Origin of the sequence: Lactobacillus sp. ESL0701 (assembly GCF_029433445.1) — a bacterium.
Taxonomy (GTDB): Bacteria; Bacillota; Bacilli; order Lactobacillales; family Lactobacillaceae; genus Lactobacillus.
Window position 1 is genome coordinate 110603 of record NZ_JAQTIC010000002.1, and the last position, 15819, is coordinate 126421.

General features: G+C 38.9%; 19 protein-coding genes and 1 riboswitch. Of the genes, 1 reads left to right on the plus strand and 18 read right to left on the minus strand.

Features of this window, described 5'->3' with window-relative positions:
• Positions 1 to 8 precede the first annotated feature (8 nt).
• Genes PT281_RS01940 through PT281_RS01955 form a run of 4 tightly spaced genes read right to left on the minus strand, consistent with a single transcriptional unit; the run spans position 9 to position 2740 of the window.
• Positions 9 to 761: a ribonuclease HII gene (locus PT281_RS01940; RefSeq protein WP_277151551.1), complete on the minus strand. Its 753-nt coding sequence runs from the start codon at positions 759 to 761 to the stop codon at positions 9 to 11.
• Entirely contained in the window at positions 758 to 1597 is an 840-nt protein-coding gene (gene ylqF, locus PT281_RS01945; protein ID WP_277151553.1) for a ribosome biogenesis GTPase YlqF, read from the minus strand. The genes PT281_RS01940 and ylqF overlap by 4 nt, the downstream gene beginning before the upstream one ends.
• Positions 1598 to 1646: 49 nt before the next feature.
• On the minus strand, positions 1647 to 1877 hold the full coding sequence (locus PT281_RS01950; protein ID WP_277151555.1) for a YozE family protein: 231 nt from the start codon (positions 1875 to 1877) through the stop codon (positions 1647 to 1649).
• A gap of 2 nt (positions 1878 to 1879) precedes the next feature.
• Positions 1880 to 2740, minus strand: coding sequence for a DegV family protein (locus PT281_RS01955; protein WP_277151557.1), 861 nt, complete (start codon positions 2738 to 2740; stop codon positions 1880 to 1882).
• Positions 2741 to 2858: 118 nt separating this feature from the next.
• On the opposite strand from PT281_RS01955, the gene PT281_RS01960 reads away from it, so the two are divergent.
• Entirely contained in the window at positions 2859 to 3524 is a 666-nt protein-coding gene (locus PT281_RS01960; RefSeq protein WP_277151559.1) for a hemolysin III family protein, read from the plus strand.
• On the opposite strand, the gene PT281_RS01965 is transcribed toward PT281_RS01960, so the two are convergent.
• From PT281_RS01965 to PT281_RS02030, 14 genes are all read right to left on the minus strand, one after another.
• Positions 3521 to 4717: a CCA tRNA nucleotidyltransferase gene (locus PT281_RS01965; RefSeq protein ID WP_277151561.1), complete on the minus strand. Its 1197-nt coding sequence runs from the start codon at positions 4715 to 4717 to the stop codon at positions 3521 to 3523. The two genes, PT281_RS01960 and PT281_RS01965, sit on opposite strands and share 4 nt — an antisense overlap.
• Before the next feature lie 182 nt (positions 4718 to 4899).
• Positions 4900 to 6153, minus strand: a complete 1254-nt coding sequence (locus tag PT281_RS01970) for a tetratricopeptide repeat protein (RefSeq protein ID WP_277151562.1) — start codon at positions 6151 to 6153, stop codon at positions 4900 to 4902.
• Positions 6154 to 6279: 126 nt separating this feature from the next.
• Positions 6280 to 6555 carry an HU family DNA-binding protein gene (locus PT281_RS01975; protein ID WP_277129681.1) on the minus strand — a complete coding sequence of 92 codons (276 nt, stop codon included), beginning with the start codon at positions 6553 to 6555 and terminating at the stop codon, positions 6280 to 6282.
• A 187-nt stretch (positions 6556 to 6742) separates the two neighbouring features.
• Positions 6743 to 8053: a ribosome biogenesis GTPase Der gene (gene der, locus PT281_RS01980; RefSeq protein WP_277151564.1), complete on the minus strand. Its 1311-nt coding sequence runs from the start codon at positions 8051 to 8053 to the stop codon at positions 6743 to 6745.
• Positions 8054 to 8118: 65 nt separating this feature from the next.
• A complete protein-coding gene (rpsA, locus tag PT281_RS01985) occupies positions 8119 to 9330 on the minus strand; it encodes a 30S ribosomal protein S1 (RefSeq protein ID WP_277129683.1) in 1212 nt (403 codons plus the stop codon).
• Positions 9331 to 9402: 72 nt separating this feature from the next.
• Positions 9403 to 10077, minus strand: a complete 675-nt coding sequence (gene cmk, locus PT281_RS01990; RefSeq protein WP_277151566.1) for a (d)CMP kinase — start codon at positions 10075 to 10077, stop codon at positions 9403 to 9405.
• A gap of 42 nt (positions 10078 to 10119) precedes the next feature.
• Positions 10120 to 10575 carry a LysM domain-containing protein gene (locus PT281_RS01995; protein ID WP_277151568.1) on the minus strand — a complete coding sequence of 152 codons (456 nt, stop codon included), beginning with the start codon at positions 10573 to 10575 and terminating at the stop codon, positions 10120 to 10122.
• Between the two features lie 98 nt (positions 10576 to 10673).
• Positions 10674 to 11363 carry an ECF transporter S component gene (locus tag PT281_RS02000; protein WP_348635615.1) on the minus strand — a complete coding sequence of 230 codons (690 nt, stop codon included), beginning with the start codon at positions 11361 to 11363 and terminating at the stop codon, positions 10674 to 10676.
• Between the two features lie 92 nt (positions 11364 to 11455).
• A riboswitch (FMN riboswitch) is annotated at positions 11456 to 11570 on the minus strand.
• Between the two features lie 27 nt (positions 11571 to 11597).
• Entirely contained in the window at positions 11598 to 12317 is a 720-nt protein-coding gene (locus PT281_RS02005) for a pseudouridine synthase (protein ID WP_277151570.1), read from the minus strand.
• Complete coding sequence (gene scpB / locus PT281_RS02010) at positions 12317 to 12925, minus strand: SMC-Scp complex subunit ScpB (RefSeq protein WP_277151571.1); 609 nt, start codon at positions 12923 to 12925, stop codon at positions 12317 to 12319. Before scpB ends, PT281_RS02005 begins: the two co-directional genes overlap by 1 nt.
• Positions 12915 to 13652: a segregation/condensation protein A gene (locus PT281_RS02015; protein WP_277151887.1), complete on the minus strand. Its 738-nt coding sequence runs from the start codon at positions 13650 to 13652 to the stop codon at positions 12915 to 12917. The genes scpB and PT281_RS02015 overlap by 11 nt, the downstream gene beginning before the upstream one ends.
• Positions 13642 to 14004: a reductase gene (locus PT281_RS02020; RefSeq protein WP_277151573.1), complete on the minus strand. Its 363-nt coding sequence runs from the start codon at positions 14002 to 14004 to the stop codon at positions 13642 to 13644. The genes PT281_RS02015 and PT281_RS02020 overlap by 11 nt, the downstream gene beginning before the upstream one ends.
• 8 nt (positions 14005 to 14012) lie before the next feature.
• Positions 14013 to 14921, minus strand: a complete 909-nt coding sequence (gene xerD, locus PT281_RS02025; RefSeq protein ID WP_277151889.1) for a site-specific tyrosine recombinase XerD — start codon at positions 14919 to 14921, stop codon at positions 14013 to 14015.
• A complete protein-coding gene (locus PT281_RS02030) occupies positions 14905 to 15792 on the minus strand; it encodes a S1-like domain-containing RNA-binding protein (RefSeq protein ID WP_277151575.1) in 888 nt (295 codons plus the stop codon). Before PT281_RS02030 ends, xerD begins: the two co-directional genes overlap by 17 nt.
• Positions 15793 to 15819: the final 27 nt, after the last annotated feature.

Genomic DNA, 15819 nt, shown 5'->3' on the forward strand with positions numbered 1-15819 from the left:
TTCTATTTTTATTTAAAAAAATCACTAACTGGGGCAAAAGTCTTACGGTGAATTGGAGTTGGTCCGTATTTCTTCAGTGCGGCAAGATGGACACTGGTCCCATAGCCAGCATTGTGATCAAATTGGTACTGCGGATAAATTTTACTATAATCAGTCATTAACTGATCACGAAAAACCTTGGCGACAATTGAGGCGGCAGCGATGGAATTAGACTTCGCATCCCCCTTAATTAGGCGCACCTGCGGCAAGTCAACTGGGACATCCATCGCATCAACTAGTAACGCGTCCGGCTTACGATCAAGATCCATAACTGCCTGCGCCATCGCCAACCTATCAGCTTCATAAATATTAATTTCGTCGATTACCTGGGCACTTTTGACTCCAACGGCAACACTGACTGCTTCTTGCAAAATTTTCGGGTATAGTTCCAGCCGTTTTTGCGGTGTCAACTTTTTAGAATCATTAACATCAAGCAGATCAAACTTAGCATCAATAATTACCGCAGCCGTAACTACTGGTCCAGCTAAAGGACCACGGCCAACTTCATCCACGCCGGCAACCATTTGACCCTTAGCCCAAAATTCCTGTTCATACCGCATTCTAGTTAAAAAGTCGGCTTTTTTTTGCGCCAGTTTTTCTTTGCGGCGATAATAACTAGCTAATAACTTTTGGACTCCCGCACGTGGGTCAGTACTTAACGAAGCTAATTCTGCTTCACTAACCTCAGTGGTAAGCAGCTCTTTTACTTCTTTAATTGTCATGGGCGATCCAGCGTAATTCGACCAACTTTACCCTTACGCAGCCGCTGCAGTAAGTAAAGTGAAAAGCGATCATAATCATCCCGCATCCCATAGGATTCGGTCATTGCCAGCAATAAGTCAGTATCGTTAATCTTAACTACTTCGTCTTTAGGAGTTCTGGCGAATTTTGCCAGATCAGCCAAATAATATTTGCGCAGATTCTTCATTAAAAATAGCGCCACGTCATCAGCATGAAAAATACTGTCTTTAATAGCTCCAAATGCAGCTAATTTATAACCAACCTCTTGATCGTCAAATTTAGGCCATAAAATTCCTGGTGTATCTAAAATTTGAATATTAGTCTGTGTCTTAAGCCAAGTTTGACCTTTGGTTACCCCTGGCTTATTCCCAACTGCAGCTACATTGCGACCAACCAAACGATTAATAATTGTTGACTTGCCACAGTTAGGGATGCCGGCTAAGGCAATTCTAATCACTGGATTAGAAGCCCCCTTGGCCTCAAGTTTAGCCACCTTGTCTGCTGCGGCTTTTTTAACCATGCGAACTAGCACTTGCATGTTAGTATTATGCAGTGAGTCCATCGCCATGACAAATTTGCCTTTGCCCGCAAACTTCTTTTGCCAAATTTTAGTTAATACCGGATCAGCTAAATCTGCCTTATTTAAAATTATTAAGTGCGGTTTAGTACCTACTAATTCCTCAATCATTGGGTTTCTTGATGATTGCGGGATACGGGCATCCAAGACTTCAACTAAAACGTCAATTAGCCCCATCTTGTCTTCAAGCTGGTTACGCGCCTTGTTCATATGTCCCGGATACCATTGAATTGTCGCCATCTTTTGTCCTCTTTAACACTAAAAAAGCTCCAAAAGTTAGGAGCTTTACTTAATACGCCATCTTTTCTTGATACATCTCGTAGGCCTGATCAAAAATACTCATGCTAGATAAATAACCAGCATTCAGTTCAAGATAATCAGACAGCTTTTCGTAATCCTGTTCCTGTTTAGGAAAAGTCTGATCATTCTGAGCATTGTTTGCAAACTGCGCGATTTCATCATTTGAATCACTATCACGCTGGGTCATTAAGTAACGATAAAAACTCTCTCGATAAGCCATGATTACTCCGTATAGTACAAAATTGCATAAGCGTCTAGCCCTGTATGAGTCGCAATAATTGGACTCGTTTCACGCACCAGTACGTCAATATCAGGATTAATCTCCTTGATTTTTTGGGTAAAATCTTTTAATTTTTGCGGAACACCATCAAGGGAAACATAAGAAATTCCTACTTCCTTGATCTTATCCTTGTTAGCTTCAATATCAGCTAAAACTCGATTGTCAAAGGCTATTGAGAATTTTTTGCCGCGTCCTTTTTTGGCCACTTTTAAATGACCTCCCGGCATCTGCAACTCAAGGCGAATGTTCAGTAGAGTAGCAATTTTACCAGAAACAGGTCCCAGTCGTCCACCCTTGATGATATTTTCTAAATTAACAACTATCAGTCTTAACCGCTGCGTCTTCTTAATATGTTCTATGTGTTCTAAGATTTCTTGGACTGTCTGTCCTTTCAAAGCACCACGGGCAGCTTCTAAAACCTGTAATCCTTCAGCCCGATCAGTTAATTCTGAATCGACTAAATTTACCTGCTCATCCTTACCAGCAATTTTGACGGCCTGTCTTGCTGCGTCAATCGTTCCACTCAAGCCCTTGCCTAAAAAGATACCAATAACTTCACTGCCATCAGCAGTCAACTGATTGATAGTATCAACTAGCTGACCGATTGGCGGTTGACTAGTCTTCGGTAATTCTTTTGCTGTCATCATCTTTTCAACAAATTCTTGCCGTGTAATATCCACGCCATCAACGTATGTTTTGTCATCAATTGTCACCAACAACGGGATAACTGTGATATGATATTTTTCGATTTCCTCTGGCGTTAGCTGCGCTGAAGAATCTGTCATGATTTTTATTTCTGACAACGTATTCGCCCTCAATTCTAATTCGCGTTACATTTTATGATAAGATGTTAACAATATCAATACAAGCATTATAGCAAAAAAACTTAATGCAGAAGAAAATGATTGGACTATTTTGATAATGAAATTAAAACAACTTTGGCAAGAGCCAACAACAAGATCAAAAACATATTACATCCTAGACAATACCTTTAGTGCCATTACCCACGGAATTGGGTTTGGTTTAGCTGTCGCCGGTCTAGTAATGCTAATTATTAGAGCCGCAGCTACTGGAAATGCCTTGCGCATTGTTACTTTCAGTATTTATGGTGCCTGTTTGGTCTTTTTATACCTGTTCTCGACTCTTTTTCACAGCTTAATCTTTACTAGAGCACGTAATGTTTTTCAAATTTTTGATCATTCATCAATCTTTTTATTGATCGCTGGCTCATACACCCCATATTCTCTTGTTGCTATCGGTGGGATATGGGGCTGGATTTTATTCTCCCTTATCTGGGCATTAACCATTTTTGGCATTATTTACTACATCTTCAACCGTGGCAAACATACTATTCTTGATACCGTTTTGTACGTTGCCATGGGCTGGCTGGTGATTTTTTCTGGACACTCACTCTATATCCGTCTTAGTCCGGTTGGTTTCTGGCTGCTTGTAGGCGGCGGAATTGCTTATACTGTCGGTGCCTTATTATACACAATGCGGCATATTCCCTTTATCCATGTTATCTGGCACTTATTTGTCATGCTGGGATCAGGACTAATGTACTTTTCGGTCCTACTTTACGTTTAATTATCTGCCAAAAAAGCAGTGACTGCCTCCACTGTATTTTCAAGTTCACCAGAAATTATCTTTTGCTTAATTGAGGTCAATAATTGTCCCAACTTTGGTCCCGGAGTAATTCCAGAATTAATCAAAAAGCGACCATCAATCGCGAGCTCTGCTGTCGACTTAATCGGTAAGGCAACATAGCGATCAACCAGAGCTTTAGAATTAACTGGTTGACCTAAAATATGAGCAACATCAATTGCATTTAACAAGATTTCTTTTCCTGCTTCAAAGAGCTCAAAATCGGTTGGTGTCCGTTCTGAAAGCAAATCAAACAAGGTAACAATTTTTTCAACCTCGCTAGTCATGGCATTTGAATTTTTCCAATCACGCATAAATTTCGTGATTTGTTTATTAGGAATTTTAAGCAAAATTATCACAATTGCCCAAAGACTAGTTTCCATATCCGGATTAAATTCTAAGCTGGGATAAATTGCTAGCAGGTCACTTTTACCGCAAAAATCGGGAACATCCTCACTTAATTGCGTATCTAAAAAGACCTGAAAAGCTTGCCGTGAATGTGGTCCAATACCCATCTTAACAAATTCATCACGAATCCGTTCTACCGAGATTTTTTGTAAGAGCTGGTGGTTATCCTTAACTGCCTGCTCTGTTTTTGTTTCTAAGTCAAATTGCAGCTGGCTCATGAACCGCACCGCACGCATCATTCGCAAGGCATCTTCGTTAAAGCGCTTTTCGGGATCGCCAACCGCCCTAATCACATGCTTTTGCAAATCACCTAGACCATCAAACAAATCAATAATTTCACCGCTCGTATTCATTGCCAAGGCATTGATTGTAAAGTCCCGCCGTTTAAGGTCTTCACTCAAATTTTGTACAAACGTCACATGATCAGGTCGGCGGAAGTCCTGATAGCCAGATTCGGTTCTAAAAGTAGTAATTTCATAACTTTCATTATCATACAGGACAGTCACGGTTCCATGCTTAATCCCAGTATCAATTGACCTATTAAACAGTTCCTTAACTTCTTCTGGATATGCACTAGTTGCAATATCAATATCATGGATATGCCGTCCTAGCAATAAATCACGAACAGAGCCACCAACAAAGTAGGCTTCAAAGCCTGCTTGTTCTAATGTTTTAAGAACGGGTAGCGCCGCCGTAAAGATCGCGGGTAATTCATTTATTTTCATCATTAATAATCAACTCATTTATCTTAATTTTTGTCAGTTAAATAAGCACCATTATTTTAATTTATAATAGTGTCACTGCATATTATAGCCTATTTACGAATCAAACACGACTTCTCTTGTATTATCTCGAAAAATTGCCAAACAAAAAAGGCCACATCATGGTCTTTTTGTGTTAAAAAATTTAATTAATCAGCTAATTGATTGTACAACTCCTGCATCTCGCCGTCTTCTGGCTCCAGCTTTAAATAGCGCTCTAACAGCTGCAAGACGATTTCAGTAGCATTAGCCTCAGTATTAAAGAAACGAATCATTTGCTTCAAAAAAGCGGGATTACCTTGAAATTCTGGATACGCCAGCAAGAACTCACTCTTGGCCTTATCGCTGTTATCCAAATTCTCATAAGAAAGGGCCATATTCCAGTGAGCTTGCGGCTCCAAATCACTTTCATCAAGCTTACTAAACAGTTTAAGATTAGCCTCGTTCTTATTTTCATGTAGGTAAAGATTAGACAATTGCAGCCGCAAATCGTTATTTTCCGGTTGAACCTTTAACCCCCGCGTCAATAGATCCTCAGCCGTCTTTAGGTCATTGAGATTAGCTGCTGCACGGGCACCCTTAGAATACAATATTGGGTCAAGTTCGTTATAAGCTAGTCCTGCCTGACTAGAACGCAAAACCTGCTCGTTATCATTTTTATGCTCATAGGCAGTAGCTAAGAGCGGATAAGCATTGACGTAATCCGGACTCTGATCAATTACGTCATTTAAATAAGTAATTGCCTGATCATCTTTATTAACATTAAGCATAATCAAAGCAGCTTGATACTTACTGTCAATATCTAAAATATCGCCGCTATGCTCTTCAATTACCTTGCTGGCTTCTTCATAACGGCCCAATTTAGCCAAGGTTTGAAACAGGCGGTCAGTTAAGTTAACTTCACTAATATTCTTGTGACGCGTTAATAAATCTTGGTACAAAGTCAAAGCTTGCTCATTATGGCCGCTCAGGTAATCTAATTCAGCCAAGCCAAACTTAATAACATCTTCGTCTGGAGCTAATTTAGCCGCCTTCAGCAGCTTGCTATGAGCTGTCTCAAGCAAACCGTTAGTTTGATAATAATCAGCTTGAACTAACAAACTATCCAGGTAGGCAGAAGAAGCTTCATCAATGTTATATAGCAATGACAGACCATCATCTTCTTCGCCATCATTTAACAAAATTTCAGCTAAGTAGACTTTAAATAAGTCTTCCTTTGGAAATTGGGCAATCAAGCTCCGATAAACTTCTTTAGATAAGTTAGTAAAGCCTAAGCCCGTTAAATTTTCAGCCAAAGATGCCAAGACTTCTGGGTCATCGTTATCCAAGGCCTTTTTAAGTAAGACTTTTTCCTGTGAAAAATCTTGTCTTTCAATTGAATCAAGTAGTTGTTCAGAATACATTTAGTCCCTCCATTACTCCTAATTATGCCATAAAATCAGCCTAACAAAAAATATCCCGAATTATTTACACCAATCAAAAAAGATGGCAACAATCACGTTGCCATCTTTTAGGGTAAAACTATTAAACTATTTAACAGCTTCTTTAAGAGCCTTACCAGGTCTAAATGCAGGAACCTTACTTGCTGGGATTTTAATTTCATCACCAGTTTGTGGGTTACGACCCTTACGGGCTGCACGTTCACGAACTTCAAAAGTACCAAAACCAATCAATTGAACTTTGTTACCCTTTGCAAGATCATCTTGGATTGAGCTGAAAATTGCATCAACAGCAGTAGCTGCGTCTTTCTTAGTTAATTTAGTTCTTGAAGCTACTTCAGAAACTAATTCTGCTTTATTTGCCATCTGGACTTCACCTCCCAAAATTTGGATCCACTTAACTAAATCCAAAGCCTATTCTTCAAACTGAAGAACGAGAAATAATGATTTTGATTCAATCACTGTTTCTATGACCCAAAATAGCACAAAAGCCTTAGTACAACAAGCTTTTTTGCTAAAAAGATTAATTTTTATGCATTTGCAATATACAAAATTACTTTCGCTTACGAGCAATTATTTTAATTGGTGTTCCCGTAAAATCAAAATTTTCTCTTAATTGATTTACTAAGAAACGTTGATAAGAAAAGTGCATCAATTCCGCATCATTAACAAAGACCACAAACGTTGGCGGGTTAGTCGAAACTTGAGTCATATAGTAAACCCTTAAACGTTTACCCTTAATCATCGGTGTTGGTACTAGTTTACTTGCTTCTAACAATAAATCATTGAGCACGCTAGACTGAATCCGTTGAGTTTGGTTTTGGTAGACCTGCTTAACCATTTTGGGAATTTGGTCAAGTCGTTGACCTGTTTTAGCAGAAACAAATAAAATCGGCGCATAATCGAGATACTGAAATTCTTGCCGAATTGTCTGCTCAAATTCTTTGGCGCTAGTGCTATTTTTCTTTGGCAAATCCCACTTATTTACAATAATAATTATGCCGCGACCAGCATCGTGGGCATAGCCCGCAACGTGCTTATCTTGCTCACGAATCCCGGTACTGGCATCTAATACAAGGCAGACAACATCTGAGTGCTCAATTGCCCCCATTGCCCGCATAACAGAATACTTTTCCGTCTTTTCGTAAACTTTGCCGCGGCGTCTGATGCCAGCAGTATCCACAATTCGGAATTTAGTACCATCTTCTGAAACAAATGGACTATCAACGGCATCACGGGTCGTTCCTTCCTCATTATTGACGATAACCCGTTTTTCACCAACTAATTGATTAACAATTGATGATTTGCCAACGTTTGGACGACCAATAACACTAAAAGAAATTTGATCGTCATCCTTTTTATCTAAGTCTTTTGGCAATTCACTGACAATCCGGTCAAGTAAGTCACCGATACCAGTACCGTGAACACTAGATACAGGAATCGGATCACCAAATCCTAAACTATAAAAGTCATAAATATCTGCTCGCTGTTCGGGATTATCAGCCTTATTTACAGCCAAGATAACTGGCTTTTTGGTACGGTAAAGTAATTGTGCAATCCGCTCATCTAAATCCGTTAAATGATTAGCGACACTAGTTAAAATTACAATTACATCAGCTTCATCAATCGCGATTTCTGCTTGCGCACGAATTTCATCTTCAATGCGCCCGTTTTCCCATGTAATACCACCAGTATCAATTAGGTCAAACTTTTGCCCCATCCATTCAGCTTGGGCATAATTACGGTCACGAGTTACGCCTGGCTTATCTTCAACAATTGCCAAACGCTCATTAATAATCCGGTTGAAAAGCGTTGATTTACCAACATTTGGTTGGCCAACGATTGCCACTACTGGTAAAACCATCTTTCAGCCTCCTTTATAATATAAAATAAAAAAAGCCGGCTATTCAGTCGGCTTTTTTATTATGATTAACGACGGTCCTTTAATTGGTCACCAATAATGTCACCTAAAGCGAAACCGCTGTCTTCGTTGTTCATGTACTTCTTGTTAACAGAGTTGTTTCTGTTGTTGTATGAACTGTGTGAACGAGAACCTTCATTGTCAGAGCCTTTAGAATCAGCTGCCTTCATTGAAAGTGAAATCCGACGTTCACTTGGGTCAATGTTCAAAACCTTAACCTTAACAGTTTGGCCAACTTCCAAAACATCACTAGGTTTGTCCACGTGCTTGTATGAAATTTCTGAAACGTGAACTAAGCCTTGAATACCATCAGCAACTTCAACGAAAGCACCGAAGTTAGTCAATGACTTAACTTCACCTTCAAAGATGTCACCTTCATGTAATTCTGAAGTAGCTTGTTCAAATGGAGAAGGTTCTGTTTGTTTGATTGAAAGGGAGATGCGATGTCTGTCATCATCAATACCAATAACTTTGACCTTAACATCTTGACCAGCCTTTAATACATCGCTAGGCTTATCAACGTGCTTGTATGAAATTTCTGAGATGTGAACTAAACCGTCAACACCACCAACATCAACAAAGGCACCAAAGTTAGTCAAACGAGAAACTTTACCTTCAACAACATCACCAACAACTAATTGTGATGCTACTTTATCAAAGGCTTCTTCACGTTCTTCTTCGATTAAATCCTTGTGTGAAAGAATCAAACGATTCTTACCTGGATCAATTTCGGTAATCTTAAGTTTCATTGTCTTACCAATGTAAGGCTTAAGATCAGAAACATAACGATTAGAAATAAGTGAAGCTGGCAAAAATCCTCTAGTACCAACATCAACTAATAAACCACCACGAACAGAAGCTGTGACAGTACCTTCGATAGTTTTACCTGCTTCGAAGTCCTTTTGTAATTCGTCATAAGCTTCTCTTTCCTTAAGACGAGTTACTGAGAAGAAGAACTCACCGTTTTCCTTGTCGCCGCCGGCTTTTCTCAAAACTAAAGCCTTAAGTTTGTCACCTGGCTTAACAAGGTCACGTAAATCGGCGTTGCGGTCTGAAGTGAATTCACGACGTGGGATTACACCTTCGACACCAGCGTTTTCAACACCGACATCGATTTGGCCGTCTTCAACGTCTAATACTTCTACATCGACGATATCTCCGACCTCAACTCCTTGCATTTGTTTCAATGCATCTAAAAATTGATTACTGTTTTCTGACATTATTTACCTCCCAATATCATAATCTAATTCTAAATGAAAGTGAGATATTTTTCTACTGTTTTAACCCCTTTTTTATAGTTTTTTTTGACTTTTTTTTATTTCGGCTAAAATTGCAGCTACTACTTGGTCAATTGACAGCGATGTTGTGTCAATTTCAACTGCGTCTGCTGCCTTCTTTAAAGGGGAAACTTCACGATGTGAATCTTTATAGTCGCGACTGGCAATATCCTGTTCAATTTCAGCAACGGTCTTATCAGACTTAATACCACGTTCTTGCAAGTCAAGCATTCGCCGCTTAGCTCTAGATGCTGGGGTAGCTACTAAAAAGATTTTAACTTCGGCATTAGGTAGCACTGTTGTTCCAATATCACGGCCATCCATAATCACATTGACCTTACCAGCCATTTGCCGCTGTAAACTGACCATTTTAGCCCGCACACCAGCTAAAGCAGATACTTGTGATACATTAGCAGAAATTTCAGGCGTCCGAATTTCTTGAGAAATATCTTGGCTGCCGGCAAATACTTTTTGCTCACCATCAATAACTTTAAGTTCAATTCCAACTTGGTCAATTGCCGTTAAAATTCCAGCTTCATCCCCATAATCAAGGTGCTGCTCTCTGGCAATTACCGTACATGCGCGATACATCGCTCCAGTATCGATATAAATAAAATCTAATTTTTGCGCAATAATTTTTGCGACTGTACTTTTGCCAGCTGAAGCTGGTCCATCAATTGCTACTTGCATTCAATCAAAAAGGGACACACAGTCCCTCTCCCTTCTCAATAATTATTTTAATTTAAGTGTTTGTCCGGCGTTCACATGTCCATCATCATCAAGATTATTAAGCTTGGTTAATACTTTCGACGAAACATTTTTCTTTTGGGCAATACTATTTAAAGTATCACCATCTTGAACAACATACTTATTTGACTTTCGTTTGGTCGTCTTTTTCTTAGCTTTAACCTTAACTGAAGTTTTAGCCTTTTTGTGTTTAGACTTAGCTGATTGCTTTTGCTTCACACTCTTAACTGACTTTTTAGTCGTTTTTTGTAATTCAACAGCCTGCTCTTTAGTCTGACTACTTGAAGCCAAGTGATGAACAATAGGAACAAGAGCAATCATTACAATGACTAGCAGTGCCAGAGTTATCAGCCAGCCTTTAGAATGCGACTTATAAATTGTGGTCCTCGATTCACTTGGACGTGCATAATGCTTATATGGTTTTTCCTGTTTCTGATTCATCAAAATACCTCGATTCACCTAACTTGTTTAATTTTAGCATATTTACCAGTCTTTTTGGATAAAAAAATCGGCCATTTACATGACCGATTTTTAAAAAACTAGCTTTTTAAATTAAAATTCTTTTGAACAAAAGGTTTTAAATTACGTAAGACTGCTTCAAACAATAGGTAAACAACAATACTATTGATTAATCCCTTTAAGAGGTTAAACGGAACAATTATGCCAAAAATATATGTCCCCATTGATGGAATATGCAGTAATTGTCCTAAGTATACCTTTTCGGTAAAGCCTAATAAACCGGAATACCCGTGAATTGCCGGCAGGTTAGGTACTGTTGTTACGGCATACATAGGTGTCAAAATCAAAGCGTTCAGAGTTGCTAAAATTACTGCCATCGCAAGTGTTCCGCAAATTAAACCAATAATTGGCTTAACATGACGCTTCATGCCGCTAGTTTCATCACGCTTCACGTGTCTAGTAACAAAATAGAATGGCAATGCATAACAAATTGAGGCGATTAAAGCTGCTAATTGCCCAACGATACTTGGCAGGCTAAAGCCACTATAAATTAAACTTAACAACATTCTGATAATCGCAATGAAAATCCCCGGCCAAATGCCAAACAGAAACATCCCGATTGTAATAATGACATCCGAAAAATCAAATTTTAAAAAACTCGCATTTGGTAAAATAGGAATCCCTGTAAATTTAATAATGACAAATGATACTGCACCTAACATCGCACATGCGATTAATAATGCTAAATTACTCGTATTCTTACTCTTCAAAAAACTTACCTCCAAACAAGAATAGGTCTGTTGCTCCCCAGCAACAGACCTATTAAAAGTAAGCGTTTTTAATTTACTTTTCTTTTAGTTTAGTCTGTCTTCTTTCATCTAGACTCTAACTATCGGTATCTCAAAAGATTCCACCACTTACGTGGGTCGTGGACTTGCACCACCGGTCGGGATTTTCACCCTGCCATGAAGACAACAAACTCTGTATTTATTTCTATCAATATATTAGTCCACACGCTTTAATCTGTCAACTTCTTCGTGAGTTAATTCGCGATATTTGCCAGATACAAGCCCATCAAGTGTTAAGAACGAATATTTTTCTCGAGCTAACTTTTCAACCTGATGATTAACTGCCTTGAACATGTTCTTAACTTGGTGGTAGTGACCCTCATGAATTGTTAATTGAACAATTTGACGGTTACGCTTCTTGTCTGTGCGAATAACTTTTACCTTAGCCGGAGCACTCTTGTGGTGGTCAAATTCAACTCCGCGCGCTAACTTTTTGCTTTCCTCAGGTAGTAACTGACCTTCAATGCGGGCAACATAAACCTTAGCTACCTTATTGCGCGGGTGCATCAATAAATTAGCCAGTTCACCATCGTTAGTCATTAATAATAAGCCTGACGTATCATAATCCAGCCGTCCCACTGGATATAAACGGTATGGTAAATCACTAAAATAATCAACCACAGTCTTTCTACCCTTATCATCACTAGCTGTTGAAATAACCCCGCGTGGTTTATAAAACAAGTAAGTGTGCAGGCTTTCACGCTCGATTGGTTCACCATCAACCGTAATGTTACTGAAAGTTTCTACTTTAGTACCAAGCTTGGTAACAATTTCACCATCTACCGTGACGCGACCCTCCGTAATCATTTTTTCAGCCTTACGCCTTGAGGCAATTCCTGCTTCAGCAATTACTTTTTGTAAACGTTGTAACGTCATTATTTTTCTCCCTTTTGCATGCTAGCCAAGTTTTTATCAGCCTGACCCTTAGCCGCAAATAAATCTATTTCGCCATCGGCATTAATACTATCATCTTCAAAATCCTCAATTAACGGTAAATCTGCTAAACTTTGATAACCAAAATATTGCAAGAAGTAGTCGCTAGTGACATATAAGTTAGGATGACCTGGTGCTTCTTTTTTTCCGTTAACCTTAACCAGTCCGCGCCAAATTAAGGTCTGCAATGCACCAGACGAATTAACACCGCGAATATCATCAATTTCAACTCGGGTAATTGGCTGGCGATAAGCAACAATTGCCAAAATCTCTAAAGCTGATTGACTTAATGTTTTAGTTAAATCTTTTTGAAAATAGCCCTCTATCGTTTTAGCAACCTCAGGACGAGTTGTTAATTTATAATTTTGGTTAATATGCAGTAGCTGCAGTCCCGAATCGTGATTTTCTTGCAGCTTATCAGCCAAATCTTTAGTTAATTCGCGTAAAGCTGACTGACCTACTGCTAATAATTCACATAAATTATCACCAGCAATTCCGTTATCACCTGCCACATATAGCAAGGCTTCTAATTGCGCAATCTTACTTGGCATCGACATCAATTCCCTCTAATTCTAAGTCGCCATATGTTCGTGCTTGACTAACCTTGATTTTTTGCTTTTTGCATAATTCCAGTAATGCTAAAAATAAGCCAATTATATCTGACAAGCTATGCATTTGGTCACTGCATGCAAAAAAGCTGACCTTTTTGCGACCGGCTGTTTTTTCCTGCAAAAAATTAATCATTTCTGTAATCGGTGTTTCCTTCACTTTTACTGATGCAATGTCGGGCTGTCTAATTTTGAGCCGCTGCAATACAGCAATGAAAGTATTGGTTAATTCAGTGGCTGTAATCTGACCACTTGGAAGTGGCTGTACCTTCTTAGTCTGCGGGATACTTTCTTCTTTAGCCGCAGTAATTGGTACCATTTCGTTGCGCTTCTTAAAATATGCCGAGATCTTTTTAAAGACTGAATACTGCACCAATTGTTGCACTAACTCTTCTCTTGGATCATCTTCAGGTTCATCCGCGACAAAATCATTTTGAGGCAACAATGACTGCGACTTAATTCGTAAGAGTGTTGATGACATTACAAAATACTCACCGGCAATTTGTAAGTTTAATTGTTGCATTTGCTGCAAATAAGCTAAATATTGACTTGTAATTTGGGCAATCGGAATATCATAAATGTCAATTTTTTGTGACTTAATTAAGTGCAGCAGTAAATCTAGCGGTCCTTCAAAATTAGGTAGTTCTAAAGTTAAATTATCACTCATGATTTTTATTTTCTATTAAATATTTAAGTAAATAAGTCCATTCCGGCAAAGCCGTTACCTTCTTCTTGGGATTAGTGGCTGCTAATTCGCGAACTGCCGCTGATTCGTATTTGATATCGCGATAATCTGGCGCAAATGACAAATAGCGAATAACAATAAAATTGGCATCATTTTGCGTGCCAATAACCCCGACAAAATTAGCATCATTTTCGCGATATAGGTAAAGCTGAAACTCCGAACCATTTTTATTCAAATTTATTTCATCTTTCAAATTGGCAAGATTTTTAAAATCAGGTAGATAAGATAGCAGTCCCATTGCCACCTTTTCTTTGTCGCTTTTACATTCAATTAACATTTAATCACCTAAGTTCGTGGATGTGTTTTGGCATAGACTTGTAAAATATGCTTTTGTGATAAATTGGTATAAATTTGGGTAGTACTGATATCAGAATGACCCAAAATTTCCTGTACAACCCGTAAATCAGCGCCATTTTCAAGCAAATGAGTCGCAAAAGTATGACGTAACGTATGTGGCGTCACATCTTTAGTTATCCCAGCCATCTGGCAATAACGTTTAATAATCTGCCAAACAGCTTGCCGCGTTAATGACCCGCCACGATTATTAAGAAAAATATAATCGCTGGCCTTACCAGTTTTTAAAAGTAATGGTTCACGGACCTTAGTCTGATAACTTTCAATCCACGAAATCGCAACCGTACTAATCGGAATTAGGCGCTCCTTAGAACCTTTACCTAAAACCTTTAGTAGTTTTAATTCCTCATGCAAATCATCAAATTTCAAATTAATCAATTCACTAACCCGAATTCCCGTCGCATAAAGCGTCTCAAGCAAAGCCCGATCACGTAGCCCTAGCTTTTGGTGAACATCTGGTTGTGCTAAAAGACGTTCAACTTCATCAACAGTCAGAGCTACTGGCAAACGGTGCTCCTTTTTGGGTGGGTCAATTTCCAGCATAGGATTTAATTTTTGAATGTTCTGCCGTGCTAACCACTGGTAGAACTTGCGTAAACTTGAGATCATCCGGCTAATCGAACTGGTAGCCTTGTTTAAATCGCGCTGCTGTGCCAAAAAGGCATCAATATCTAATGCCTTAGTTGGCCAAGACGTGAAGTTTTCTTGCGTTAAAAAAGTAAGAAATTCCGTTAAGTCTTGGCGGTATGCTGTAATCGTATTCGCACTCAGCCCCCGTTCAATTTGACTATAACGTAGATAATCTTCAATCTGTTCCTGCAATTTACTCATTTTGGTCATCATTTGGATCGTTGACGAGGCTGATTGTTCCGCTAACCTTGTCTTCAGTAATATATCTTCCCTTTAACAGGTGACCCAAAGCACGTTTAAAAGCAGACTTGGAAATACCAAAATAATTCTTAATTTCTTGAGCATCGGACTTATCGTAAAAAGGTAAGGTTTTCGTCTTCATTCGGCGTAAACTCATCAAGACCATCTGCGCATCATCGTCAATTTCTTCAAAAGCCCGCGGTAAACTACTCAAATTAAGCCGGCCATACTGACTAATGCCAACAACGCGTCCTTTAAATTGTTCACCTAACCGAAGTGGGCGCGCCATCTGTGAAGAATGAACAAACCCCAAGTAATATTCCTTAGTAATTACAAAGGCTCCTAATTCCCGACTAGCATAAACCGTACCGAAGATATTTTTATTTTCCATATCATTAGGAAAATGCGCGGATAATTGTTCAAAAATATTTTCATCAGCCAATTTTGCCCAAATCCGGTCTTTTTCATCAGTTATCAAATGAACTAACAGCTGATCATCTTTGCGTGGCCAGCGATCTTTATCAAAAGGAAGGTCATCAACTGATAAAACCACATCTTTATCCGGCAGCCCAATATCAATAAAAACACCTAAGTTGTACTTAACTTCAGTGACCTTGCCCCAGCCATACTGATCTTTTTGCGCGAATGGTAAAAACTGTGTCATTTCACGATTGTGCTGCTTATCATCATACAAAAAGCCGCGAACTTCATCACCAATTTTGGGTGTTTCCTCTTGGGTAATTTCCTTACGCTTTAATTCATAAGTAATGCCATCAATTTGCACGTAATATGCGTCTTCATTTTGATCAATTACTTTGCCTGTTTCAATCGTGCCTAACATAGTCACTTCTCCTAATTTTACATAATT

Bases quoted from the DNA above. Each gene is read 5' to 3' on its own strand.
- PT281_RS02005 (WP_277151570.1), bottom strand. From the start codon at position 12,317: ATGACGTTACAACGTTTACAAAAAGTAATTGCTGAAGCAGGAATTGCC.
- scpB (WP_277151571.1), bottom strand. From the start codon at position 12,925: ATGCCAAGTAAGATTGCGCAATTAGAAGCCTTGCTATATGTGGCAGGT.
- PT281_RS01970 (WP_277151562.1), bottom strand. From the start codon at position 6,153: ATGTATTCTGAACAACTACTTGATTCAATTGAAAGACAAGATTTTTCA.
- PT281_RS02020 (WP_277151573.1), bottom strand. From the start codon at position 14,004: ATGTTAATTGAATGTAAAAGCGACAAAGAAAAGGTGGCAATGGGACTG.
- PT281_RS01975 (WP_277129681.1), bottom strand. From the start codon at position 6,555: ATGGCAAATAAAGCAGAATTAGTTTCTGAAGTAGCTTCAAGAACTAAA.
- xerD (WP_277151889.1), bottom strand. From the start codon at position 14,921: ATGACCAAAATGAGTAAATTGCAGGAACAGATTGAAGATTATCTACGT.
- PT281_RS01965 (WP_277151561.1), bottom strand. From the start codon at position 4,717: ATGATGAAAATAAATGAATTACCCGCGATCTTTACGGCGGCGCTACCC.
- PT281_RS01940 (WP_277151551.1), bottom strand. From the start codon at position 761: ATGACAATTAAAGAAGTAAAAGAGCTGCTTACCACTGAGGTTAGTGAA.
- ylqF (WP_277151553.1), bottom strand. From the start codon at position 1,597: ATGGCGACAATTCAATGGTATCCGGGACATATGAACAAGGCGCGTAAC.
- PT281_RS01960 (WP_277151559.1), top strand. From the start codon at position 2,859: ATGAAATTAAAACAACTTTGGCAAGAGCCAACAACAAGATCAAAAACA.
- cmk (WP_277151566.1), bottom strand. From the start codon at position 10,077: ATGCAAGTAGCAATTGATGGACCAGCTTCAGCTGGCAAAAGTACAGTC.
- PT281_RS01995 (WP_277151568.1), bottom strand. From the start codon at position 10,575: ATGAATCAGAAACAGGAAAAACCATATAAGCATTATGCACGTCCAAGT.
- PT281_RS01950 (WP_277151555.1), bottom strand. From the start codon at position 1,877: ATGGCTTATCGAGAGAGTTTTTATCGTTACTTAATGACCCAGCGTGAT.
- PT281_RS02030 (WP_277151575.1), bottom strand. From the start codon at position 15,792: ATGTTAGGCACGATTGAAACAGGCAAAGTAATTGATCAAAATGAAGAC.
- der (WP_277151564.1), bottom strand. From the start codon at position 8,053: ATGGTTTTACCAGTAGTGGCAATCGTTGGCCAACCAAATGTTGGTAAA.
- rpsA (WP_277129683.1), bottom strand. From the start codon at position 9,330: ATGTCAGAAAACAGTAATCAATTTTTAGATGCATTGAAACAAATGCAA.